This window comes from Nakamurella flavida (assembly GCF_030811475.1).
GTDB classification, from domain to species: domain Bacteria; phylum Actinomycetota; class Actinomycetes; order Mycobacteriales; family Nakamurellaceae; genus Nakamurella; species Nakamurella flavida.
This window is the reverse complement of sequence record NZ_JAUSQV010000001.1, coordinates 2,499,321-2,522,809: the sequence shown is the minus strand read 5'-3', so window position 1 is coordinate 2,522,809 and position 23,489 is coordinate 2,499,321. Positions and strand designations below refer to the sequence as shown.

General features: G+C 73.2%; 22 protein-coding genes. 14 read left to right on the top strand and 8 right to left on the bottom strand.

Annotation, left to right across the window (positions count from 1 at the left end; genetic code table 11):
* Nucleotides 1-6 precede the first annotated feature (6 nt).
* From J2S58_RS11290 to J2S58_RS11280, 3 genes are read right to left on the bottom strand one after another with little or no spacing between them, the layout of a single operon-like run.
* Nucleotides 7-861 (bottom strand): SDR family NAD(P)-dependent oxidoreductase, encoded by an 855-nt coding sequence (locus J2S58_RS11290; RefSeq protein ID WP_205258269.1) that lies wholly within the window; start codon nucleotides 859-861, stop codon nucleotides 7-9.
* Nucleotides 854-2,329 (bottom strand): flavin-containing monooxygenase, encoded by a 1,476-nt coding sequence (locus J2S58_RS11285; RefSeq protein ID WP_205258270.1) that lies wholly within the window; start codon nucleotides 2,327-2,329, stop codon nucleotides 854-856. Before J2S58_RS11285 ends, J2S58_RS11290 begins: the two co-directional genes overlap by 8 nt.
* Nucleotides 2,326-3,207, bottom strand: a complete 882-nt coding sequence (locus tag J2S58_RS11280; protein ID WP_205258271.1) for an alpha/beta fold hydrolase — start codon at nucleotides 3,205-3,207, stop codon at nucleotides 2,326-2,328. The genes J2S58_RS11285 and J2S58_RS11280 overlap by 4 nt, the downstream gene beginning before the upstream one ends.
* A 207-nt stretch (nucleotides 3,208-3,414) precedes the next feature.
* Here J2S58_RS11280 and J2S58_RS11275 point away from each other — a divergent pair, with 207 nt between their 5' ends.
* The 9 genes from J2S58_RS11275 to J2S58_RS11235 all read left to right on the top strand — a co-directional run bounded on the left by J2S58_RS11275 (nucleotide 3,415) and on the right by J2S58_RS11235 (nucleotide 14,587).
* Nucleotides 3,415-4,593 carry an ROK family protein gene (locus J2S58_RS11275; protein WP_205258272.1) on the top strand — a complete coding sequence of 393 codons (1,179 nt, stop codon included), beginning with the start codon at nucleotides 3,415-3,417 and terminating at the stop codon, nucleotides 4,591-4,593.
* A gap of 92 nt (nucleotides 4,594-4,685) precedes the next feature.
* A complete protein-coding gene (locus J2S58_RS11270; protein WP_205258273.1) occupies nucleotides 4,686-6,254 on the top strand; it encodes an ABC transporter substrate-binding protein in 1,569 nt (522 codons plus the stop codon).
* A gap of 89 nt (nucleotides 6,255-6,343) precedes the next feature.
* Entirely contained in the window at nucleotides 6,344-7,285 is a 942-nt protein-coding gene (locus J2S58_RS11265; protein ID WP_205258274.1) for an ABC transporter permease, read from the top strand.
* Nucleotides 7,282-9,147, top strand: coding sequence for a dipeptide/oligopeptide/nickel ABC transporter permease/ATP-binding protein (locus J2S58_RS11260; RefSeq protein ID WP_205258275.1), 1,866 nt, complete (start codon nucleotides 7,282-7,284; stop codon nucleotides 9,145-9,147). The genes J2S58_RS11265 and J2S58_RS11260 overlap by 4 nt, the downstream gene beginning before the upstream one ends.
* Nucleotides 9,144-9,992: an ATP-binding cassette domain-containing protein gene (locus J2S58_RS11255; protein ID WP_205258276.1), complete on the top strand. Its 849-nt coding sequence runs from the start codon at nucleotides 9,144-9,146 to the stop codon at nucleotides 9,990-9,992. Before J2S58_RS11260 ends, J2S58_RS11255 begins: the two co-directional genes overlap by 4 nt.
* Nucleotides 9,993-10,035: 43 nt before the next feature.
* Nucleotides 10,036-10,929 carry a sugar phosphate isomerase/epimerase family protein gene (locus J2S58_RS11250; protein WP_205258277.1) on the top strand — a complete coding sequence of 298 codons (894 nt, stop codon included), beginning with the start codon at nucleotides 10,036-10,038 and terminating at the stop codon, nucleotides 10,927-10,929.
* Entirely contained in the window at nucleotides 10,926-11,993 is a 1,068-nt protein-coding gene (locus J2S58_RS11245; protein ID WP_205258278.1) for a Gfo/Idh/MocA family protein, read from the top strand. Before J2S58_RS11250 ends, J2S58_RS11245 begins: the two co-directional genes overlap by 4 nt.
* Nucleotides 11,990-12,967 (top strand): ROK family protein, encoded by a 978-nt coding sequence (locus J2S58_RS11240; protein WP_205258279.1) that lies wholly within the window; start codon nucleotides 11,990-11,992, stop codon nucleotides 12,965-12,967. Before J2S58_RS11245 ends, J2S58_RS11240 begins: the two co-directional genes overlap by 4 nt.
* 117 nt (nucleotides 12,968-13,084) lie before the next feature.
* Complete coding sequence (locus tag J2S58_RS11235) at nucleotides 13,085-14,587, top strand: GMC oxidoreductase (protein WP_205258280.1); 1,503 nt, start codon at nucleotides 13,085-13,087, stop codon at nucleotides 14,585-14,587.
* A gap of 42 nt (nucleotides 14,588-14,629) precedes the next feature.
* Here J2S58_RS11235 and J2S58_RS11230 read toward each other — a convergent pair whose 3' ends face one another.
* The gene (locus J2S58_RS11230) at nucleotides 14,630-14,851 is read right to left on the bottom strand and encodes a hypothetical protein (protein WP_205258281.1); all 222 of its coding nucleotides are present in this window, start codon (nucleotides 14,849-14,851) and stop codon (nucleotides 14,630-14,632) included.
* A gap of 134 nt (nucleotides 14,852-14,985) precedes the next feature.
* On the opposite strand from J2S58_RS11230, the gene J2S58_RS11225 reads away from it, so the two are divergent.
* Nucleotides 14,986-16,218, top strand: a complete 1,233-nt coding sequence (locus J2S58_RS11225) for an FAD-binding domain-containing protein (RefSeq protein ID WP_205258282.1) — start codon at nucleotides 14,986-14,988, stop codon at nucleotides 16,216-16,218.
* A gap of 159 nt (nucleotides 16,219-16,377) precedes the next feature.
* On the top strand, nucleotides 16,378-16,935 hold the full coding sequence (locus tag J2S58_RS11220; protein ID WP_205258283.1) for a type 1 glutamine amidotransferase domain-containing protein: 558 nt from the start codon (nucleotides 16,378-16,380) through the stop codon (nucleotides 16,933-16,935).
* Nucleotides 16,936-17,084: 149 nt separating this feature from the next.
* On the opposite strand, the gene J2S58_RS11215 is transcribed toward J2S58_RS11220, so the two are convergent.
* Nucleotides 17,085-18,113: an NADPH:quinone reductase gene (locus J2S58_RS11215; RefSeq protein ID WP_205258284.1), complete on the bottom strand. Its 1,029-nt coding sequence runs from the start codon at nucleotides 18,111-18,113 to the stop codon at nucleotides 17,085-17,087.
* Nucleotides 18,114-18,151: 38 nt separating this feature from the next.
* A complete protein-coding gene (locus J2S58_RS11210; RefSeq protein ID WP_205258285.1) occupies nucleotides 18,152-19,186 on the bottom strand; it encodes an alpha/beta hydrolase in 1,035 nt (344 codons plus the stop codon).
* A 214-nt stretch (nucleotides 19,187-19,400) separates the two neighbouring features.
* On the opposite strand from J2S58_RS11210, the gene J2S58_RS11205 reads away from it, so the two are divergent.
* Both J2S58_RS11205 and J2S58_RS11200 read left to right on the top strand, forming a co-directional pair.
* On the top strand, nucleotides 19,401-19,586 hold the full coding sequence (locus J2S58_RS11205) for a hypothetical protein (RefSeq protein WP_205258286.1): 186 nt from the start codon (nucleotides 19,401-19,403) through the stop codon (nucleotides 19,584-19,586).
* A gap of 150 nt (nucleotides 19,587-19,736) precedes the next feature.
* On the top strand, nucleotides 19,737-20,531 hold the full coding sequence (locus J2S58_RS11200; RefSeq protein WP_205258287.1) for a deoxyribonuclease IV: 795 nt from the start codon (nucleotides 19,737-19,739) through the stop codon (nucleotides 20,529-20,531).
* A gap of 39 nt (nucleotides 20,532-20,570) precedes the next feature.
* Here J2S58_RS11200 and J2S58_RS11195 read toward each other — a convergent pair whose 3' ends face one another.
* Nucleotides 20,571-21,425: an NAD(P)-dependent oxidoreductase gene (locus J2S58_RS11195; RefSeq protein WP_205258288.1), complete on the bottom strand. Its 855-nt coding sequence runs from the start codon at nucleotides 21,423-21,425 to the stop codon at nucleotides 20,571-20,573.
* Nucleotides 21,426-21,561: 136 nt separating this feature from the next.
* Here J2S58_RS11195 and J2S58_RS11190 point away from each other — a divergent pair, with 136 nt between their 5' ends.
* Entirely contained in the window at nucleotides 21,562-22,452 is an 891-nt protein-coding gene (locus J2S58_RS11190) for an aldo/keto reductase (protein ID WP_205258289.1), read from the top strand.
* Nucleotides 22,453-22,534: 82 nt separating this feature from the next.
* On the opposite strand, the gene J2S58_RS11185 is transcribed toward J2S58_RS11190, so the two are convergent.
* A complete protein-coding gene (locus tag J2S58_RS11185) occupies nucleotides 22,535-23,248 on the bottom strand; it encodes a hypothetical protein (protein ID WP_205258290.1) in 714 nt (237 codons plus the stop codon).
* Nucleotides 23,249-23,489 lie beyond the last annotated feature (241 nt).

The following is a 23,489-nucleotide window of genomic DNA, read 5'->3' as shown; positions in this document are numbered from 1 at the left end:
CCGGCCTCAGCTCCGGCGGCGGCCGCCCCGCAGCCGGGTGAGGTGAGTGCCGGCGGCCAGCACGCGGGTGTACCCGACGGGCAGCAGGCGGGCCAGCAGGTCGAGCGCCTGCGCATCGCGGCCGACGACCACGCGGCCCCGGCGGCGCTGCACGGCCCGCAGGATGATCCGGGCCGCGTCCGCGGGCGGCATCCGGAGCAGGGTCTGCATGCCGGCCAGCCCGTCCCGCCAGCCGGCCTCGTCCAGACCGGCCCCGACCCGGGCGTGGGTGGCGATGTTCGTCGCGATGCCGCCGGGGTGGACCACGGTGACGCCGATGCCCAGCGGCGCGAGTTCCGCGCGCATCGCCTCGCTGAATCCGCGGACGGCGAACTTGCTCGTGGCGTAGGCGACCTGGCCGGCCGGGGCGACCAGCCCGAACAGGCTGGACAGGTTCACCAGGTGCGAGCCGGGGGAGGCGCGCAGGGCCGGTAGGAAGGCCCGGGTCATCGCGATCACCGCGTGCAGGTTGACGGTCAGCACGGCGTCGACGTCCTCCGCCGACACCTGGTCGAACGTGCCGCCCAACGCGATCCCGGCGTTGTTGATCAGTAGGGTCACCCGCGGATGCGCGGCCAGCACCGTCCGCGCGAGGGCCGGGATGGCATCGATGTCGGCGAGATCAGCGGTGTGGCCGGTGATCTCGACCCGGGGAAACCGGGTGCGCAGCTCGTCGACCCGGGCGGACAGCGCGTCGGCGTCCCGGTCGATCAGGGCCAGCGAGCAGCCCGACGCGGCCAGCCGGGTGGCCAGGGCGGCGCCGATGCCGCCGGCCGCCCCGGTCACCACTGCGACGCCGCCGGCGAAATCCAGATCACGCATGGTCGGCCTCCCGGTGCACGTGGTACTCGGTCAGATCCAGCCGGCGCACGCTGCGGGCGAACCTCCAGGCGCGATGCGGCCACAGCGTGCTGTTGCGGCCGGTGTCGTCCAGGTAGTAGCTGGTGCAGCCGCCGGTCACCCACACCGACCGGCGCAGCGCCCGTTGCAGCTTCTCGCTGTATGCCTGCTGCGCCGGTGCCCGGGCCTCCAGGGCGGTGACACCCGCGCCGGACAGTGCCGTCAGGGCCTGCAGCACGTACCGGACCTGAGCCTCGATGATGGCCACGATGCTGTTGTGCCCGAGGGCGGTGTTCGGCCCGACCAGCAGGAACAGGTTGGGGAATCCGGCCACCGCGGTGCCGTGCAGCGCGGACATGTGCGGGGTCCAGTGCTCGGCCAGGGTGCGCCCGTCCGCCCCGGTCAGCAGCCGGGCCACCGGTGGGTGGGTGGCGTCGAAACCCGTGCCGGCGATCAGCACGTCCGCGGGGTGGTGCCGGCCGTCGACGGTGACCACCCCGTCGGCGACCACCCGCTCGATGGGCGAGGTGACCACGTCGACGGTCGCCCGGTCCAGGGCCGGATACCAGTCGTCGGAGACGAGGATGCGCTTGCAGCCGATCCGGAACGACGGGGTGACCTGCTCGCGGAGTTCGGGATCGCTGAGCCGGCGGCGGATGACCCGCCGGGCTACGGTCTGGACGACCCGACCGACCACCCGGTGGCGGAACACGGTGAACTGCAGCTCGTTCCGCGCGAACACCGCGCCCCGGGCGATCCGCTGCAGTACGGGCAGCCGCCGGAACCACGTCTGGCGCCGGGCCGAGGTCGGCCGGTCCCCGCGCGGCAGCACCCAGGGTGCGGACCGCTGGAACACGGTGAGACCTGCGGTGAACGGGGCGATCTCGGGGACGAACTGGATGGCCGAGGCACCGGTGCCGATGACGGCGACCCGGCGGCCGGTCAGGTCCACGTCGTGGTCCCACCGGGCGGAGTGGAACTGCGGCCCGGCGAAGTCGGCCAAGCCGGGGATGTCCGGCCACCGCGGGCTGATCAGCGGACCGTGCCCGGACACCAGCACGCGGGCCCGGAAGTCCCCCCGCGAGGTGTGCACGTGCCAGCGCGCGTCGGCGGTGTTCCACCGCGCGTCGAGCAGCTCGTGGTGGAAGCGGATGTGCCGCCGGACGCCGAACCGGTCGGTGGTGCGTTCCAGATAGGCCCGGATCTCCGGCTGCCGGGCGTACCGGTGCGTCCAGTCCGGGTTGGGGGCGAAGGAGAACGAGTACAGATCGCTGCGGATGTCGCAGGCGCAGCCCGGGTAGGTGTTGTCCCGCCAGGTGCCGCCGACGGCCGACGACCGTTCCAGCACGACGAAGTCGTGCCGGCCGGCTCGCTTGAGCTCGCAGGCCATGGCCAGCCCGGCGAACCCGGCCCCGAGGACCAGCACCCCCACGTCCTCCGAGCGCCTCACGGGAGCTCGGCCACGAAGTCGGCGACGAGCGCGGCGACCTCGTCCGGGCGTTCGATCTGCGGCATGTGCCCGCAGTCGGGCAGCAGCCGGGTGGTGGCGTGGGGGAGGGCGGCCGCGGCCGCGGCGAGGTGCGCGGCGGGCAGGATGCGATCCCGCGCGCCCCAGACCAGCAGGGTCGGCAACGCGGCGGCCGCCACCTTCGTGAGCAGGGCGCGGCGCCAGGGACCACGCACTCCCCGCCAGTCCCCGAGGTCGTGCAGCACCTCGCCGAACACCGACGCTGCCCACGGGGCTTCCGCAGCGGTCAGGGCGGTGCGCACCCGGGCGGGGGTGGCCAACGCCGGGTCGTGGAACTGCGCCCGCTCCACGCGCGCGGCCACCGAGGGGTGCGGGGCGAGCAGGGCCCGACCCAGCCCGGGGACGGCCGCCAACCGCAGACCGGCCGTGGTGCGCCGGCCGAAGCCGGCGCTGCTGAGCAGGACCAGGCCCCGGCAGCGGTCCGGCCGGTCCAGCGAGGCCTGCATGGCCACGGCGCCGCCGAGGGAGTTGCCGACCAGCACGGCCGGTCCGTCCTGCGCCAGGGCGTCGAGGGTGCGCCACACCGCCCCGGCCAGGGCCGTCAGGGTGGTGGGAGGGGGGAGGCGGTCCGAGCCGCCGAAGCCGGGGAGATCCATGCTCACCACGCGGTGGCCGGCGGTCAGCCGGTCGTGCTGCTCGGCCCAGTCGGCCCCGGTTCGGCCCATGCCGTGCAGCAGCACCAGCAGCGGGCCGGAACCGCAGGTGCGGCACTGCATCACGGCGCCGCCGACGTCCACCCGGACGAACCGGTCCTCCGCCGCGGGGTCCTGCCGCGCGGCCTCGCGCTCCGTGCCGATCACGCCGACCACCCTAGCTCCGGCGGTCCGGCCGGAGCCGGGAGCCGCCGGGCGGGGGGACGGTTCCCGCGCCGACCGGTGCGACACCGGGCGCGTGTTGCGCGTTTGTAAATAACGCTGGCAAACCTTGCCGAGTGTTAGTTCGGGATGTTTACTAACCCGCATGCACCACACGTCGATCACACGAACCCCTGGCGAACAGGGGTGTGCGTGACCGGCGGTTCCGGGGGCAGCCACCGGCTGTTCCCGGACGCCCGCGTGCTGCGGCCGACCACCAAACGGCTGCCCCAGCACACCCGTTCGCACAACCGGGCGCTGGTGCTGCAGACGCTCTACAGCTCGGGGACGCAGAGCCGGGCGGACATCGCCCGCATCACCGGGCTGACCCGCGCGGCCATCTCGGACCTGGTCGGCGAGCTGATGCTCGAGGAGCTCGTCGTGGAGACGGGCCCGCGGGAGGAGACGCGCCCGGGCAAGCCCGCGACGCTGATCGAGTTGAACCGCACCCTGTTCCAGATCGTGGGGGTCGACCTGAGCGACGCCGACACCTTCACCGGCGGCCTGCTCGATCTCGACGGCACCATCCTGGACCGGGAGGAGATCGCTCTCGACGGCGGCACGGGGGAACGGGCGCTCGACCTGGTGCTGCAGCTCTGCGAACGCCTGGTCGCCCGGGCGTCGGCACCGCTGTTGGGCATCGGCGTCGGCTCGCCGGGCATCGTCGATTCACAGGGAAACGTCGAGACCGCACCGAATCTCGGCTGGACGGACCTGCCGCTGCGCACCCTGCTCGCGGAGAGGTTCGACCTCCCGGTCATCGTCTCCAACGACGCGGACGCCGCCCTGCTCGCGGAATTCTCGTTCGGCGACACCGACAACGACATGATGTTGGTCAAGGCGGGGCGCGGCGTGGGCGCCAGCCTGCTGCTCGGCGGCGCTCCGCTCGTGGGCACCATGAACGCCGCGGGCGAGATCGGGCACGTCGTCGCCGGTTCCGCCGGGGCACCGTGCGTGTGCGGGAAGAACGGGTGCCTGGAGACCTGGGTCGCCGTCCCCCGGCTCACCGCCGCGTTCGAGCACCGCGGCCTGGACTGGCGGACGGCCGACGGCCTGTCCGCCGGGCACGACATCCTGGCGGAGGCGGGGCGTCGGCTCGGCCTGGTGCTGGCCCCCGTCGTGGCCGCCCTCAACCTCACCGACGTGATCGTGAGCGGCCCGGAGCGGTTGCTCAGCGGGGCCTTCGTCGACGCCGCCGTCGAGACCGTCCAGCTCCGCACGATGCGCACCTACACCGGCGATCTCACCATGCGCATGACGACACTCGGCGAGGACATCGTCACCCGCGGGGCGGCGATGACCGTCGTCTCCCGCGTCCTCGGCTTCTCCTGACTTCCCGACCCCCTGACCACCGGCCCGTCCCGACCCCGGACGCCGCCCACCGCACTGCCGACCGTGGCCCCGCCACAGAGATGAGAACCATCATGCGACAAAGACTTCGGCTGGCCGCAGTGGTCGTGGCGGGAGCCCTGGCCCTGAGCAGCTGTGCCGGCTCGCAGGGCGGCACCGCAGCGTCCTCGGCACCCGCCGCCGGTTCCGACGCCGCCTCCGGGAGTGCCGTCGGGTCCCAGACCCTCGTCCTCGGCAACGCCGGGGACATCCCCACCTGGGATCCGGGGGAGATGAAGGAGGGCATGGTGATCCACTACGCCGAGGCCGTCTACGACCCGCTCCTGCGCAAGACCGCCGACTCGGAGATCGAGGGGAACCTGGCCACCGAGTTCACCTACAACGACGATCTGACCGAGCTCGACCTCACCCTGCAGGAGGGCATCACCTTCACCGACGGGCAGCCGTTCGACGCCGATGCGGTGAAGGCCAACCTGGAGGCCCGCAAGGCCGGGGCCGGCTCGGCCTCCGAGACGGCGAAGTCGATCTCGTCCGTCGAGGCGGTGGACGCGACCCACGTCAAGATCACCCTGAGCGAGCCCAATCCGGGCCTGCTGGCCGGTCTGGCCACCTACACCGGGTTCATGGTCTCCCCCGCGAGCATCACCGCCGGGACCGCCGGGACGGCGCCGGTGGGCACCGGGCCGTACACGCTCGACGCGGCCGCCACCCAGCAGGGGACGAGCTACCAGTTCGCCGCCCGCGCGGACTACTGGAACCGCGACGCCTTCCCGTTCGGCACGATCGTGATCAAGGTGATCGAGGACTTCACCGCCATGTTCAACGCGCTGAGCACCGGCCAGGTGCAGTTCATGTACGCCACGGCCGATCTGGTCGACCAGGCGAAGAGCGCCGGGCTGACCGTCGACACCGTCCCCGGCGAATGGCAGGGGATCATCCTGCAGGACCGGGCCGGTACCGTCGCCCCGGCGCTGGGTGAGGTCAAGGTGCGCCAGGCCATCAACTACGCGCTCGACCGCGAGGCCATCCTCAAGACCTTCTACGCCGGGCTTGGGCAGGTCTCCACGCAGACCTTCAACCCGTCCAGCGACGCCTGGGTCGACAGCCTGAACCAGGAGTACCCGTACGACCCCGCCAAGGCCAAGGCGCTCCTCGCCGAGGCCGGCTACCCGGACGGGTTCACCCTGCCGCTCTCCTACTCCGAGGGCTTCCAGACCCCGCTGATCCCGATCCTGGCGCAGTACCTCTCCGAGGTCGGCATCACCCTCGAGCCCATCTCGGTCGCCTCGTTCTCCAACGGCGGCCTCGACACCCTCGTCGGCGCACCGTCCTTCGTCCTGTCCTTCTCCACCAACATCCCGCCGTGGACGGACGTGCTGAACAAGCTGACCCCGACCTCGCTGTGGAACCACTTCGGGTACACCGACGACACGGTCGCGAAATTCATCGCGGACATCCCCAAGGCCTCCGGTGACGAGCAGAAGAAGCTCTACCAGGACTTCAACACCTACATCGTCGAGCAGGCCTGGTTCGCCCCGATCGCCACGCTCGAGAACATCTACCTGTCCGATCCCGCCATCAAGGTGACGATGCAGCAGGCGCAGCTGGTGCCCAGCCTCCGGTTCTTCGCCCCCGCGGCGTGAGCACGAGGGGGAGGCCGCCACGGGCTCGACGGTGAGCCCGCCGGCCTCCCCCTTCCCCCACCCCCCGCCCCCACGATCACGAGGACGCCATGATCCGTTTCATCGTCAAGCGCCTGCTGGGCGGCATCCTGCTGGCCTACGTGGTCGTCACGGGCATGTTCTTCTTCCTCAAGCTCACCGGCACCGACCCGGCTCGCGGCGCCCTCGGGCTGTACGCCACCGCCGAGCAGGTGGCCACCAAGCGCATCCAGCTCGGGCTCGACCGCCCGATCCTCGTGCAGTACCTCGACTGGCTCGGCCACGCGGTGACCGGCGACTTCGGTGTCTCCTCGGCCACCAACGCCCCGGTGATCGACCTCGTCGTGCAGAGCCTGCCGGTGACGGTGTCCCTGGCCATCGGCGCCGTGGTGGTGGCCGGGGTGCTGGGCACCCTGCTCGGAGTGCTGGCCGCGGTGAACCCGGGGCCGCTGGACAAGGTGCTGCAGATCGTCATGGTGCTGGGCTTCGCGCTGCCGAACTTCTGGGTCGCGATCATCCTGGCGCTGAAGTTCGGCGTGGAGCTCCGCTGGTTCCCGGCCACCGGCTACACCTCGTTCCTGTCCTCGCCGGGCGGCTGGCTGCAGACCATCACGCTGCCGGTCACCGCCCTGGCCATCGGCTCGATCGCGGCCATCGCCCAACAGCTCCGCAACTCCGTGGTCACCGTGTCCGGTCAGGACTTCGTCCGCACCCTGCGGAGCCGGGGCCTGTCCCGCACCGACATCCTGCTCACCCACGTGCTGCGCAATGCCGCGCCGCCGGCCCTCACCATGCTGTCGCTGCAGTTCATCGCCGCGCTCAGCGGCGCCGCCATCGTGGAACGGGTCTTCGCCCTGAAGGGCATCGGCTCGGTGGCCATCGCAGCCAGCGGGGCCAGCGACATCCAGGTGATCATGGGCGTCCTGCTCTTCACCGTGCTGATCGTGGTCGGCGTCAACCTCGTGGTCGACATCCTTTACGGCGCACTGAATCCGAAGGTGAGGGTCCGATGACCACGCTCCCCGCGGAGGCCGCGACCCTGCCCGCCTCGCCCGCCCGGCTCAAGCGGTTCCTGCGCAACCCGCTCGGCATGACGGCCGCGGTGATCCTGCTGCTCATCGTGCTGTCGGCCCTGTTCGCGCCGCTCATCGCGCCGTACGACCCGAACCAGGTGTCCCTCGGCGACGCGCTGCTGCCGGCGGGCGCCGACCACCTGCTCGGGACGGACGCCAGCGGCCGGGACCAGTGGAGCCGCCTGCTGTGGGCCGGCCGGACGAGCCTGGAGGCCGGGCTCATCATGGTCGTCACCGCGATCCTGGTCGGTGTGCCGTCGGGCCTGCTCGCCGGGTACGCGGCCGGCTGGTTCGACGGGCTGGCCTCCTGGATCGCCAACCTGCTGATGTCGCTGCCGCAGATCCTCATCCTGGTCGTGATCATCACCTCGCTGGGCAACGGGCTGTACCCGACGATGATCACCCTGGGCATCCTGTCCTCGCCCGACCTGTTCCGGCTCACCCGCAGCGTGGTGGTGAACGTGCGGAACGAGCTGTACATCGACGCGGCCCGGGTCTCCGGGCTCTCGCCCGCGCGCATCGTCTTCCGGCACGTGCTGCTGGTCGTCCTCGGCCCGGTGCTCGTGCGGTCCTCGCTCGTCTTCGGGCTCGCCATCATCGTCCAGTCCGGGCTGGAGTTCCTCGGGTTCGGCCAGTCCGATCGGCCGTCCTGGGGGCGGATGCTCAGCGAGGCGTTCCAGACCTTCTACCGGGCACCGGATCTGGTCTACCCGCCCGGTGTCGCCATCGGTCTGACCGCGGTGTGCCTGGTCATCGTGGCCGCCGCCGCGGCGGACACCCTGGGCGCGGACCGCGCGCGCCGTCGCCGCGGTCGGCGCGGAGCGGTGGCCCCCGGCACGATCGCCGGCCCGGTGGTCGGCGACGCCGTCTCCGACACAGCCGTCCCCGACACCGCCGGGGCCGACGTGCCCGAGCACCCCGCCGGCGGGGCGGTCGTCGCGCCCTCCGTGGGGGTCGACGGGGACGTGCCCGAGGCGGCCGTGCTCCGCGTGGAAGGGCTGACCATCGCCTACCCGACCCAGAGCGGCGACGACCGTGTCGTGGTGGACGGGGTGAGCCTGCACCTGGAGCGCGGTGAGGTGCTCGGCATCGTGGGGGAGTCGGGGTCGGGCAAGTCGCAGACCTCGTTCGGCATCCTGGGCCTGCTGCCGCCCGGCGCCCGCATCGATGCGGACCGCCTGGAACTGTCCGGCATGGACCTGCGCAGCGCCGGGGAACGGGAACTGCAGGGCCTGCGGGGCAGCCGGATGGCCTACATCCCGCAGGAACCGCTCTCCAACCTCGATCCCTCGTTCACCGTCGGGCACCAACTGGTGAAACCGATGGTGCGCAAGCTGAAGGTCTCCCGCGCGCAGGCCCGGGCGACCGCCGTCGAGCTGCTCGACCGGGTCGGCATCGCCGACCCGCGCCGGGTGATGGCGTCCTATCCGCACCAGCTGAGCGGGGGCATGGCCCAGCGGGTGCTCATCGCCGGCGCGGTCTCCTGCGACCCGGAGATCGTCATCGCCGACGAGCCGACCACGGCCCTGGACGTGACCGTGCAGGCCGAGGTCCTCGACCTGCTCCGCGGACTGCAACGGGAACGGAACATGGGCATGATCCTGGTGACCCACAACCTGGGCGTCGTCGCCGACATCTGCGACCGGGTCGCAGTCATGCGTGACGGTCGCATCGTGGAGCAGGCCCCGGTGGGTCGGCTGTTCGCCGATCCGCGCCACGAGTACACCCGCAGCCTGCTGGCCGCGACCCTGGAGGGCGCGCCCTCCCGGGTCGAGCGCGACCGCGCCGGGGTCTCCCGATGACCGCCACGACCGCCGCCCCCCTGCTCGAGGTCTCCGCGCTGGACGTCTCCTACCCGGCCAAGGGCTTCCGGGCACCACCGTTCCGGGCCCTGCGGGACGTCTCCATCCGCATCGAGCGCGGCGAGACCCTGGGCCTGGTCGGCGAATCGGGCTCGGGCAAGTCCACCCTGGGCAAGGCCATCCTGGGGCTGACGCCGGTCGCCTCCGGCACCGTCCGGTTCGACGGGCGGGACATCACCCATCTCAAGGGGCGGGCGCGCCGGGCCCTGAGCCGCGACATCCAGGTCGTCTTCCAGGATCCGTACTCCTCGCTCAACCCGGCCATGACGGTGGAGGCGATCCTCGCCGAGCCGCTGCGCGCCGCCGGTGCGTCCGGGCCGGACGCGTCGAAGCGGATCCGCGCCCTGCTGGACCAGGTCAACATGCCCGCCGGGTCCTCGGCCCGCTACCCGGGGGAGTTCTCCGGCGGCCAGCGGCAGCGGGTGGCCATCGCCCGCGCGCTCGCGCTGGAACCCAAGCTCATCGTCTGCGACGAACCGGTCAGCGCCCTGGACCTGTCGACCCAGGCGCGGGTGCTCGATCTGTTCGTGGACCTGCAGCGGCAGACCGGGGTCGCGTACCTGTTCGTCACCCACGACCTCGGCGTCGTCCGGTACGTCAGCCACCGGGTCGCCGTCATGTACGGCGGGGAGATCGTCGAGTCCGGTGACGCCGACCGGGTCACCAGCACACCCGCCGAGCCCTACACGAGGAAGCTGCTGCTCGCCTCACCGGTGCCCGATCCGGTGGAACAGGCCGAGAGGCGCAGGCAGTACGCGACTCTCGCCGGCCGGGCCGGCCCCTGACCGTCGTCCACCACCGCTCACCGCCACGAGAAAAGGAAACACCGTGCAGTTCGGATTCAGTTCCTACAGCTTCTACCAGCGGCTCCGCACCGGGGACATGACCATGTTCGACGTGATCGACTGGGTCGCCGCCAGCGAGGGCGAGCACCTGGAGATCGCGACCGTGTCGCTATCCCAGGACATGACCAACGACACCTCGACGCTGGTGTCCGACCCGGACTTCGTCGCCGCCCTCGGCGCCAAGGCCCGCGCGGCCGAGGTGCCGCTGAGCAACCTGGTCATCCCGGCGAACTTCCTCACCGACACCCCCGAGGACTACGAGCGCGAGATGCGCCGCGTGCAGGACCACATCCGGGTCGCCGACGCGCTGGACATCCGGCTCTTCCGCCACGACGTGGTCACCTGGGCCCACCGGGACACCGACATCGCCGACTACGAACGCTGCCTGCCGATCATCGTGGACGCCTGCGGCGAGATCGCCCGGTTCGCCGCCGGGTACGGCATCACCACCAGCGTGGAGAACCACGGCAACATGGTCAACGCCAGCGAGCGGGTCCGGCGGCTGATCCACCTCGTCGACGAGCCGAACTTCCGGACCACCCTGGACGTCGGCAACTTCCTGGTGGTCGACGAGGACCCGGTCTCCGCGACGATGCAGAACATGCCGTACGCCTCCATCGTGCATCTGAAGGACTTCTACATCCGTCCGGTCCGGCAGGACCCGGGCCCGGGCTGGCTGACCACCGCGGCGGGCAACCACCTGCTGGGTTCCATCGTCGGGTACGGCGACATGGACATGCGCGGAGTGCTGGGGGCGGTGGCCGCCTCGGGCTTCGACGGCTACGTCTCGATCGAGTTCGAGGGCATCGAGGACTGCCTGCTCGGCGCGGAACGCGGCCTGGCCAACACCCTGCGCATCCTCGCGGAGATCCGATGAGCGCCGAGCCGGTGCGGGTCGCGGTGATCGGCGCGGGCACCATCGCCGGTCTCCACCTCACCGCGTACGCCGCGAACCCCGGGGTGCACATCGTGGGCATCCACGACATCAACGTGGCGCGGGCGCGCGCCGTGGCGCAGGAGTACGGCGCGGACCGCGTGTACGAGTCGCTGGACGACCTGCTGACCGACACCACGGTGGAGGCCGTGAGCATCTGCACGTGGAACGACTCGCACTCGAAGCTGGCCGTGGCCGTACTGGACGCCGGCAAGCACGTGCTGGTGGAGAAACCGCTGAGCCGGACCGTCGCCGAGGCGGAGGACGTGCAGCGTGCCGTGGAACGCAGCGGCAAGCACCTGCAGGTCGGCTTCGTCCGCCGGTTCGGCCAGAACGCCCTGACCCTCAAGCGTTTCGTCGACGGTGGCACGCTGGGTGACGTCTACTTCGCCAAGGCGACCAACATCCGCCGGATCGGCAACCCCGGCGGTTGGTTCGCGGACTCGGCGCGGTCCGGCGGCGGCCCGCTGGTCGACATCGGTGTCCACGTCGTCGATCTGTGCTGGTACATGATGGGCACCCCCCGCCCGGTGACCGTCTCGGCGAACTCTTACACCCGGCTCGGCAACCGGGCCAACGTCACCAACCTCAAGCGGTACCGGGCGGCGGACGACGATCCGGACGTGAACACCGTGGAGGACATGGTGAACGCCCTGGTGCGCTTCGAGGACGGCTCGTCGCTGCTGCTGGACACCAGCTACTCGTTGCACGCCGTGGACGACGACCTGCACATCAGCGTGTTCGGCGAACGCGGTGGCGCCGAGCTCGAGCCCTCGCTCCGCCTGGTCACCGAGGAGAACGACACGATCCTGCGCATCGAGCCGCAGATCGACCACCCGACGTTCGGGATGACCGAGGGGTTCACCAACGAACTGGCGCACTTCGTGGAGCTGTGCCGCGACCGGGTGCCGGACGTGGCCACCGCGGCGCAGGGCGTCGAGGTCATGAGGATGATCACGGCGATGTACGAGTCAGCCCGCCTGGGGCGCGAGATCGACCTGCGATGACGGACCCCGCCGACGGGCCACTGACCGTGGGCGTCGACATCGGCGGGACCAAGACGGACGCGGTGGTCCTGGACGGCGCCGGCCGGATCCTCGAGCGGCACCGCACGGCGACCGTCGGGGGGTCGGCCGGGGTGCTCGGGACGGCGACCGGGGTGGTGGACACCCTGGCCGCGGCCACCCGCCGCCATCCGGCGGAGTTCGGCTCCATCGGGGTGGGGATCCCGGGGCGCGTCGACCCCGGCACCGGGATGGTCGCCCACGCCGTGCACCTCGGCCTGGAGAACCTGGCCCTGGGCCCGCTGCTGGCCGACCGGTTCGGGGTCCCGGTGCGGATCGAGAACGACGTCAACGCCGCCGCCGTCGGTGCCTTCCACGTGCTGGGGATGGACGCCGACCGGTCGATGGCCTACCTGAACTTCGGGACCGGGGTGGCGGCGGGCATCGTCCGCGAGGGCGCGCTGTGGCGGGGATCCGGCGGGAACGCCGGGGAGGTCGGGCACATCCCGATCGACCCGCTCGGGCCGATCTGCAAGTGCGGTCAGCGCGGCTGCCTGGAGATGTCGGCGTCCGGGTCGGCCGTCGCGCGGCTGTGGCCCACGGCGCACCCCCGCCCGGTGCAGGACCTGATGGACCGCGCGGCGGAAGGCGACGAGCGGGCCCGTCGGGTGTGGAACGGGGTGATCACCGGGATCGCCTCGGCCGTCCGCATCCTCGTGCTGTCCGTGGACGTCGACGTGGTCGTGCTGGGCGGCGGGCTGGTCTCGGCCGGCGACCCGGTGCTCCGGGCCGTGCGCAGCAGACTGGGGGAATGGGGCCGGGAGTCGTCCTTCCTGTCCTCACTGGCCCTGCCCGCCCGGGTACGGCTGCTGGACGGGGCCGGCCCGCCGGACGAGACGTCCGGCCAGCCCGTCGCCGCCCTCGGGGCCGCCTACCTGGGGCGGTCCGCCCGTCCGGTCCCGGCCACCAGCGGGTGACCGGTGCGGCGGTGACGGAAGGGTCGGTCGTCGGTGCGTGGTCGGTGGCGGATGATCGGCCGAGGACGGTACTTGCCGCGCGGACGGCTCGAACGCCGCCCGGGGAGGACGGCCCACGTGCGCACCGGACCTGACGACCTGTCCGACGTCCTGATCATCGGCAGCGGACTGCTCGGCGCGTCGGTCGCCCGGCTGGTCCGCGAGGCCCGACCGGACGCGACCGTGACGATGGCGGCCGGCGGCCCGCGGATGGGTGCGATCCCCGGCCAGCACCTGCACGACAGTCCCGAGGCGTCCCTGAGCCGGCAGTTCGCCGCCGGCGCCGCGGTGAACCAGCAGAACCTCTACACCGGGGCTGCGCGGCGGACCTCGCCGGCCGCGTCCCGCCACGAACTGGCCCCCGGGCTGTACGGCATCGGGGCCGTCGGCAACGGACCCGGTGACCTGCCGGGAGCCGCGGTCGCCTGGAACGAGGGCGGCATGGGCGTCCACTGGGCGGCGGGGACCCCGCCGCCCTTCGGGGACGAGGTCCCCGGTGTCGTCGACGACGCGTCCTGGCCGGGGGACCTGCGCCGGGCCCAGGACATCCTCGGGGTGCGCAGCGACGCGTTCCCCGCTGACGACCGCTCGGCGGCCATCCTGCGCGTCCTGACCGAAGAACTCGGCGGGGCGGGCGACGCCGCCCCCCGGGCCATGCCGATGGCCATCGCGCGCCGGGCGGACGGAACGCTCGTCCGCACCGGGCCGAACCGGGTGTGGCCACCGCTGGCCGACGGGTCCGATCCCGGCTTCACCCTGCTGGACGCCACCGTCTGCACCGGCCTGCTGCACCGCGACGGGCAGGTGCAGGGGGTCACCCTGAGTTCCCTGCGCGACGGGACGGACACCGTCGTGCGGGCCCGGCAGGTGGTGGTGGCCGCGGACGCGCTGCGCACCCCGCAGCTGTTGTTCGCCTCCGGGATCCGGCCGCCCGCGCTCGGCCGGTACCTCGACGAGCACGCCTTCCTGTCCGGGGCGGTCACCGTCACGCCCGACATGCTCGACCTGCCCGCCCGTCCGGCGGACGAGAAGTCCGACGAGCCGTTCCGGCACGCGCTCTGGGTGCCCTACCGCGGGGCCGACCGACCGTTCCACGGCGGGGTGCTGTGCCGGCCCACCGACGCGGGCCCGGCCGGGTCCCTGCTGGTCACCCTGTCCTGGTACGTGCCCGCCGAGGTGTCCGCCGACAACCGCCTGCACTTCGACGACGACGCCACCGATGCGACGGGCCTGCCCCGGTTCTCGGTGCGCTTCGTCCGCAGTCCGGCCGATCTGCGGCGGATCGCCGACGCGCAGGACGTGCTGCTGCAGGTCGCCTCGGCCCTCACCCGCGGGAAGTCGGCGACCCCCTGCGCGCTGCTCGAGCCCGGTTCGTCCCTGCACTACACGGGCACCGTGCGGATGAGCGCGGCGGACGACGGCACCGGCGTGTGCGACGCGACCGGCCGGGTGTGGGGCTTCGACAACCTCTTCCTCGCCGGGAACGGCGTCATCCCCTCCGCGCTGGCGGCCAACTCGACCCTCACCGCCGTCGCCGTGGCCGTCCGCACCGTCCGGCGCCTGGTGGCCGAGCTGCGCTGAGCGGATGCTCCGCCCGCAGGGGGCGGGGTCGGTCAGCGTCGGTCAGCGTGGCCGGCGGGTGGGGACGAGCGAGGGCCGGACGGCCACCAGCACCCCCAGGATCGCCACCACGACCATGCCGACGGTGCCGACCCGACCGAAGGTGGCGGCGAAGTCGTCGGACAGTGCGCCGGCGATCGCGCCCACGGCGGCGACCAGCACGGTCCCCAGGCCGATCACCACCAGCGTCGAGGTCAGCGGACTGCTGGCGGGTCGGTCGGTCATCGGTCCTCCGGACGGGCGGCGGGTCGGTGCGGTGACCTGTCCCATCCTGCCGGACGCGGGTGCGCGGGTCACCCGTCAGCCGGGGAGAACGGCAGGTCAGCGGCGCTGTCGGTGGTCGCTGGCACAGTGATCGGGTGACCCTGCTGCCGACCCCACCCTCCATCGCCGACGGTGCGAGCACCGACGACGTCATCGCCTGGGTCTCCACCCACCTGGGCGATCTGACCCGGGAGGGCCCGGACGGGGTGCGCGCCGGAGCCTTCCGGGGCGGGCAGAGTGCCGCGGACGCCGCGCTCGACGCCCTGGACGTGACGGGGTACGCCCGCACCCGCAGCACCGTGCTGCCCGTCGCCCGCCGGGGGGCCAGCCGGATGTCGCCGTACATCCGGTACGGGTTGACCCCGCTGCCGCAGGTCTGGGCGGCCGTCGCCGACGCGCCCACCGGCGACCGCGGGAAGTACCGCGACGAGCTGCTCTGGCAGGAGTACGCGCGGCACCTGTACTCCCGGGTGGGCACCGCGAACGGGGAGGCCCTGCGGCGTCGGCAACCCGAGCCGGACCCGGCGTGGTCGGCCGATCCCTGGCCGATGGAGATGGCGTGCATGGCCGCCGTCACCGGGGAGCTCCACGAGGACGGCTGGCTCGTCAACCAGACCCGGATGTGGCTGGCCTCCCAGTGGGCGGTGCGGGCCGGCGCCGACTGGCGCCGCGGCGAGGACGAGATGTTCGCCCACCTGCTCGACGGGTCCCGCGCCGCCAACCGCCTCGGCTGGCAGTGGACGGTCGGCACCGGCAGCGGCAAGGCCTACGGGTTCAGCCGGTGGCAGGTGGAGAAGCGTGCTCCCCAGCTGTGCCGCACGTGCCCGCTGAACAGGGCCTGCCCGATCCAGGACTGGCCGCCGGGCGAGCTCGGCTCCTCCGTCGACGGGCCGCCGTTGACCGGGGCCATCCCCGCCGGCCCAGCCGAGCAGGAGGGCGGCGGAGCGGACACCGTGTGGCTGACCGCGGAGAGCCTGGGCACCGCGGACCCGGCCCTGGCCGCGGACGTGGAACGGCCGGCCGTCTTCGTGTTCGACGAGCCCCTGCTGCGCCGGCTCGCGCTGTCCGGCAAGCGCCTGGTGTTCCTGGCCGAGACCCTCGGTGAGCTGGCCGCGCTGCGCCCGCTCGAGGTGCGGCGCGGCGTCGTCGCCGACGAGCTCGCCGGCCGGTCGCTGGCCGCGACGTGGACGCCCGTCCCGGGGTGGCGGCGGATCTCCCGCACCGTGCAGCCCACCGAGGTGCACCCCTGGCCCTGGCTCGTCCGGCCGGGAACGGCGTCCCTGCGCTCGTTCTCGTCCTGGCGGCGGGACCTGCGCGTCGGCCGCTGATCCGCCCGACATCTCCTGATTGATCCCGATCGGCCCGGGGTACTCGCAGCGGGCGCGCCGCGAGGCGCACCCCGGTGCAAGTACGGCCGGGTCGGCCCGGCCCGCCGCGGCCCACCCCACCTCCAGCACCGAGAACGACTGGCACACGAGAGGTTTCCCATGAGCACACCCCTGACCGGCCGCACCATCGCCTTCCTGGTCGCCAACTCCGGCGTCGAGCAGGTCGAACTGACCTCCCCCTGGAAGGACCTGCAGGACGCAGGGGCGACGACCGTGCTGATCGCCCCGAAGAAGGACTCCGTGCAGGCGATGAACAACGACGTGGAGCCGGGCGACACCTTCACTCCCGACCTGGCGGTCGCGGACGCCTCCGCCGCCGACTACGACGGCCTCGTGCTGCCGGGCGGCACCACCAACCCCGACCAGCTCCGCCTCGAGCCCGACGCCGTCGCGCTGGTCAAGGCCTTCGTGGACGCCCGGAAGCCCGTCGCCGCGATCTGCCACGGCCCGTGGATGCTCGTCGAGGCCGATGTGCTGCGGGGCAAGAACCTGGCCAGCTTCCCCAGCATCCGCACCGACGTGCGCAACGCCGGCGGCACCTGGCACGACGAGGAGGCCGTCACCTGCACCGCGGGCGGCTGGACCCTGGTGACCAGCCGCAACCCCGACGACCTGCCCGCCTTCGGGCAGGCCGCGGTCGCGGCGTTCAGCTCCTGAACCGCCTTCGCTGAGTCCGACCGCTCAGACACCTGGCCACGACCGCCCCGCCCGATCATCGGGCTGCAGTCGAGCCGACAACGACGTCCTGGCCGGATGCCCCGGCAGGTGTTCACGCACCGGTCGGGGCATCGCCGTGTCCGGGTGGGTCAGGCGGGTGTGCCGTCCTCGATGACGTCGATGAGCACCTTGCCGACGACCGAATCCTCGACGGCGGTGTGGGCCCGCGCGGTCTCGGCCAGTGGGAAGTGGTGCAGCGCGAGGCCCGCGTCGGCCCCGACCCGGAGGACCCCGGCGGCCACCGCGGCGGTCACGTCCGTCACCGCCTGGCGCTTCGCCCTGTGCGGCATCGTGTAGGTCAGCACGAACTGCCACCGGATGTTGGGCCCCATGGACGGGCGGATGGGCACGACGAGATCCGAACCGCCGTCATCGGCATAGATCGCGACACTCGCGTCGTGGGCCGCGACGGCGACGTCCAACCGGGCGTTCTGCGCGGCGGACACCTCCACGATGGTGTGCACACCGCGCGGGGCGACACGGCGGATCTGCTCGGCGGCGTCGTCGTCCCGGTAGTTCACGACGTGGTCGGCGCCGGCCGCGACCGCGAGCTGGGCCTTGGCCGGGCTGCTGACGGTGCTGATGACCGTCGCGTCGGACCACCGCGCCAGCTGGATCGCCGCGTTGCCGACGGCGCCGGCACCGCCGGCCACCAGCACCACGCGGTCCTGCAGCGTCCCGGGGCCGAGCCGGGTGGGACCACCGTCGGTGACGGTGAGGCAGCGGTGGGCGGTCAGGAACGGGATGCCCAGGCTGGCGCCGAGATCGAACGACGCGTCGTCGGGGAGTGGGACCACCTGGGTGGCGGGCACCGTGCCCACCTCCTGCGCGGTGCCCTCGGATCGGCGGAAGGCCGCGTCCCACACCCACACCCGCTGCCCGACCAGGGCCGCGTCCACCCCGGCGCCGACGGCGGTGACCACCCCGGCACCGTCCTGCCCCGGCACCTGCGGAGGATCCACGGGTCCGCCGTCGCGGCGGGACTTCCAGTCCGTGGGGTTGACACCACTGCGGTGGTAACGGATCTGGGCCTCACCCGGCCCGGGGGCCGTGGCGGCCCGGTCGATCACGGTCAGGACATCGGGGTCTCCGCGGTGGGAGTAGACGACGGCGCGCATCTCCCGAACCTAGCCCCGCACCCGATGTCGGCCGGGTGTCAGCCCTCCGTGGGTCGGGAAGCCGATCCCTGCGAGTCGGCCGGCACGACCCCGGCGGTGCAGTCGTCGACGAAGGCGGCGATCCGGTCCAGGCTCGCCCGGCCGTCGTCGTTCGACAGGTCGAACTGGTACTCGTGGTTGAGCGGCGGCTCGTGCGTGGGCGGGTAGAACAGGGTCTCGGTCTCCACGCCCAGCTCGACCAGCCGGGCCGCCAACCGCTCCGACTCGTGCCGGAGCGGGTCGATGTTCCCGACGGTCAGCAGGGTCCGCGGGAAGTCGGCGGTCGCCTGGAGGCCCGTGTCCATCTGCTCCACGCGGGGATCGCGGCGATGGTCCGCAGCGCCCCAGTACGCCCAGGCGACCCGCTCGGCGACCCAGGCGATCGCCCGGGGCGCGCCGTCGCCCACGTGCAGGCGGTAGGTGCCGCAGGCCAGCACGACCCCGCGCAGCTGCGCCGGATCCACCGGGGCGGGCCGGTCCATCGCGGCGGCGAGCTGCGGGTTGGTGACCAGGGCCGCGACCTGGCTGGCCAGTTGGGCTCCGGCGGAGTCGCCGGCGAGCACCATGCGGTCACGGTCCACGCCCCACCGCTCGGCATGGCGGGAGACGTAGGCCAGGGCGTCCGCGAGCTGGTGCACGGGCGTCGGATAGCTGCTGGTCGGCGGGAGGCCGTAGTCGACCGCCACGGTGACGAACCCCCGGGCGGCCAGGATCTGCAGATAGGGCGCGAGGTCGCTGCGGCCGCCGGAGACCCACCCGCCGCCGTGCGCCCAGATCACCACCGGGAGGGCGCCCGTGCGGTCGTCGGGACGGTAGACGTCCAGCAGGGCGTCCGCCCGGTACCGCACGCCGAGGTCCGCGGTGATCCCGGACGGCACCAGGGGTCGCAGGCCGGCGGCGGTGGCCCGGTTCCCCCGTTCGAACGCCCAGCGCACCAGCTTCACGGTTGGCCGCGGGGTGAGCCGCCCGACGACCAGGAAGGCCCCGGCCGCGCCGACCACGGTCGACACCACCGTCCCTGCCACTGCGAGCACGCGCACGGCCGTTGCCTCTCGTCGTCCCGATCGGGCGCATCCCAGCACGGGGCCGGGCGCGATGGTCACCCCAGCCTGCCAGGTGGGATCACCGGCCCCGGGTCGGCCGGGCGGCCCCCGCAGGGCGGCAGCCATACTGGACGGATCACCGGGCGCCCGGGCACCGCAGGGCCCGTCGGGTCCTGGCCGTGGCGCCGGCCACGAAGGAGATCCCATGAGCGAGCAGAGCAACCCCGAGCCCACGCAGCAGGAGCAGCAGGACGTCGCCGGCATGGGCAGCTACGTCGGCACCCCGGTCAGCGAGGAGGAGATCTCCGACGTGTGGCTGGCCGGCGACGAGGCCGAGCAGAAGACCGAGGGCGAGACCCCCGACGCACAGCAGCCCCCGTCCGGCTCCTGATCACCCGACTCCCGAGCACCCGCGTCCTGGCCGTTCCGGAGTCCTGATCCCCGCCGGCCCCCGGTCGACCGCCCGGCCCGTCGCCGGCGGTCCCGGGGCCGGCCGCCCGACAGGGTGGCGGGCCGCGCCCCGCCCGATACCCTCGGCGGCGTGACCGTTCCCGTGCTCGGAGTCCATGTCGGTGCCCGCGAGGACGACGCCGATCCCGTCGCCGAGGCCCGGGCGGCGGGCGCCGATGCGGTGCAGATCTTCCTGGCCGACCCGCAGGGGTGGAAGGCGCCCAAGGAGCACCCGCACGCCGCGGAGCTGCGGGACGGCGACCTGCAGGTCTTCGTCCACGCGCCCTACATCATCAACGTGGCGTCGACGAACAACCGGATCCGCATCCCGAGCCGCAAGCTGATCACCACCCACGCCACCGCCGCGGCCGCGCTCGGTGCGAAGGGTCTGGTCGTGCACGGCGGTCACGTGGCCGGTGACGACGATCCCGCCGTCGGATTCGACAACTGGCGCAAGACCTTCGAGCGGCAGGCCGCCGAGGGCGGTTTCGCGGTGCCCGTGTTCATCGAGAACACCGCGGGCGGGGACAAGGCGATGGCCCGGCAGCTGGAGGCCATCGCAAGGCTGTGGGACGCGGTCGGCGAGTTCGGGGCCGGGTTCGTCCTGGACACCTGCCACGCCCATGCCGGCGGACTCGACCTGGCCACCGTCGTCGACGACGTCCTGGCCATCACCGGGCGCATCGACCTGGTGCACTGCAACAACTCCCGGGACGGGGCCGACTCCGGCCGGGACCGGCACGCCCCGCTCGTCGGCGGGGAGATCTCCACCGCCGCCCTCGTCGAGGTGGTGCGGCGCGCCCAGGCGCCGGTCATCCTGGAGACGCCGGGTGACGCGGAGTCCCGCGCGAGCGAGATCGCGTTGCTGCGGGACGCTCTCGGCTGAGTCTTCCGTCCCGCCCGCCCGCCGAACCCGGTGCCCCGGTCAGTCGCGGAAGGCGGTGACCACCGCAGCCATGTCCTGCTCGCCGTGTCCGGCCTCGCTCGCCCGGTCGTACAGGGTGGACACCGCGCCCAGGATCTCCCCGGACACGCCGGCACGGTCGGCCGCGGCCCGGATCAGGCCGAGATCCTTGCGGGCCCCGTCCAGGGCGAAGGACGGGTCGAAGTCACCGCTGAGCATGGCCCTGCCCTTGACGTGGGCGTACGGGGTGTCGGTGGCGCCGCCCGCGATGGCCTGCAGGAACAGGTCCGGGTCCACCCCGAGACCGTCGGCCAGGGAGAGCGACTGACCGACCAGCGCGGTCAACGAGGCGACCCAGGCGTTGGCGGCCAGCTTGAGCGCGGTGGCCGCGCCGAGGTCGGGGCCGGCGGCCACCGTCCGGACGGACACGGCGTCGAACACCGGGGTGAGGCGATCCAGGGTGGCCGGGTCCCCCGCGGTGAGCAGGACCAGCTTCCCCTGCTCAGCCGGCGCCCGGGTGCCCAGCATCATCGCCTCGACCAGGGTCAGGCCGCGCTCCGCGGCCAGGGCGGCCACCGCCTGCGTGCCGTCCAGCCCGATGGTCGACATCTGCACCCAGATCGTCCGTGCCGCCGCGGACCCGGCCGCCTCGCCCAGCACGTCGAGGACGGAGGCGGTGTCGTAGAGCACGGCGAGCACGACCTCGGCGTCGGCGACCGCCTCGGTGGGCGTGTCGGCCACGGTGGCGCCGTCGCTGGTGAGCGGTTCGGCCCTGGCCCGGTTGCGGTTCCACACCACGACCTGGTGGCCGGCGCGCAGCAGGGAACGGGTGACCCCGGCGCCCATGATCCCGGTACCCAGCACGGCAACGCGCACGACGACCCTCGTTCCTCCGGCGCGCCGACGGCGGCACGCGATCGGCACCAGCATGCCCCGGCGCGGGCGGCGGGCTCCGGGGTGGGTCGCCCGGTCCCCGGGAACAGCCACCGGTGCCGTCGTGTTGGTTCCCGGCATGACCTCCACCAGCACCACCGCGATCGACACCACTGCGATCGATGTCGCCGCCGCCGGCACCTTCGACATCCCCGATCTGGGGCCCGTCCGACGCCTGGGCTACGGCGCCATGCGCATCACCGGCCCGGGCATCTGGGGGGAGCCGGCCGATCGGGACACCGCCATCGCCGTCGTCCGCCGCGCCGTCGAGCTGGGCGTTGACTTCATCGACACCGCCGACTCCTACGGGCCGGGCACCAGCGAGGAGATCATCGGCGATGCCTTCGGGGAGTACCCCGCGGGGCTGCGGATCGCGACCAAGGCCGGGCTGACCCGCACCGGACCGAACGAGTGGATCCCGCTGGGTCGACCGGAGTACCTGCGGCAGCAGGCCGAGCTCAGCCTGCACCGCCTGCACGTGGACGTGCTGGATCTCTGGCAGCTGCACCGCATCGACCCGGCCGTCGACCGGGCTGAGCAGTTCGGGACGCTGCGCGCCCTGCAGGACGAGGGGAAGGTCCGGGCCCTGGGCCTGTCGCAGGTGTCGGTCGACGAGATCAAGGCCGCCCAGGAGGTCTTCACCGTCGCCACCGTGCAGAACCGCTACAACCTCACCGACCGCTCGTCGGCCGACGTCCTGGAGTACTGCGAGCAGCAGGGCATCGGGTTCATCCCGTGGGCGCCGGTGTCCGCGGGCGAACTGGCGCGCCCGGGCGGCCCGGTGGACACCGCGGCCAAGGAACTCGGCGCCACCCCGTCCCAGGTCGCCCTGGCCTGGGTGCTGCAGCGCTCGCCGGTCATGCTGCCCATCCCCGGCACCGGGTCGATCGCCCACCTCGAGGACAACCTGGCCGCCGCCACGCTGACCCTGCCGGCGGACGTCGTCGCCGCGCTGGACGCGGCCGCCTGACCCGGTGAGCCGCCCGGCCCGGTGAGCCGCCCGGCCCGGTGATCCGGCCCCGGGCGGGCCGGGGACGGGCGCGGCCACCCGGTCAGGCCTCGCGGAACAGGCTCGGTTCGGGCTCGTCCTCCTCGTCGAACAGGGTCAGGTCCAGCACCCGGTCCACCAGGACCGTGGGCGCCCGACGGACCCGGGGCACCGCGGACGCCGGGGCCGGGTCGGCGTCCGCCACGACCCCACCCGGCGCCTGGCGCGGGATGGGCTCCAGCAGGATCCGCTCCGACCAGCGGGTGATCCGGCCGCCGGCGATGCCGGCCGGCCGGGAGATCTCCGCCCGGATCCACCCCGGCTCGAGGTGGAAGAGCAGCAGCCAGGTCTGCAGCACGGCCGCTCCGGTCGCGATGCCCCGGTGCCGCTCGAGCGGGCCGAGATCGAGCACGAGCTGCCCGTTCGCCTGGACGGCCAGTTCGGTGGCCCAGCCCTTCGGGTGCCGGGTGCCGGGCTCGCCGTCCGGCAGCGCGGTGTACTCGTCGCCGGCCGTCACCACGATGGCCAGATCGCCCGACGGATGGATGGTGCGGGCCAGGTTGCGCGGGTTGTCCCACGTCCACCCGCTGCGCACCAGCTCCTCGCGCAGATGCCGCGTGGTGCGTCCCCACCGCATCAGCCCCTGCAGGATCGGCGGATCCAGGTCCGTGCACTCCTCGGTCTCGCCGTCCGCCCGGAGCAGCACCCGGGTGATCAACTCGGCCGTCAGTCCCATCGCCGTCAGGCGGTCCGCGTCCCACATCTGGGTCGTCGTCACGACGACCTCCCTCCCCTGCCCGGGCCTGCACCGCGCCGCCCCGCAGGCGGCGCGGTCACCCGGTCGTTCCGGATCCCCGCTCCTGTGAAGCCTGCCATCCGGGACCGACAGTGACCGTCCGTCACCCGATCTCGAGCACCGGACGGGTCGTACTACCGGGCCGGGGACCGGGTCGAGGGGCGGCGTCGGCCTGTGCACCCGCCCGTCCGCCGGGCCCGTCCGGGGGCGTGGCAATCTGGCG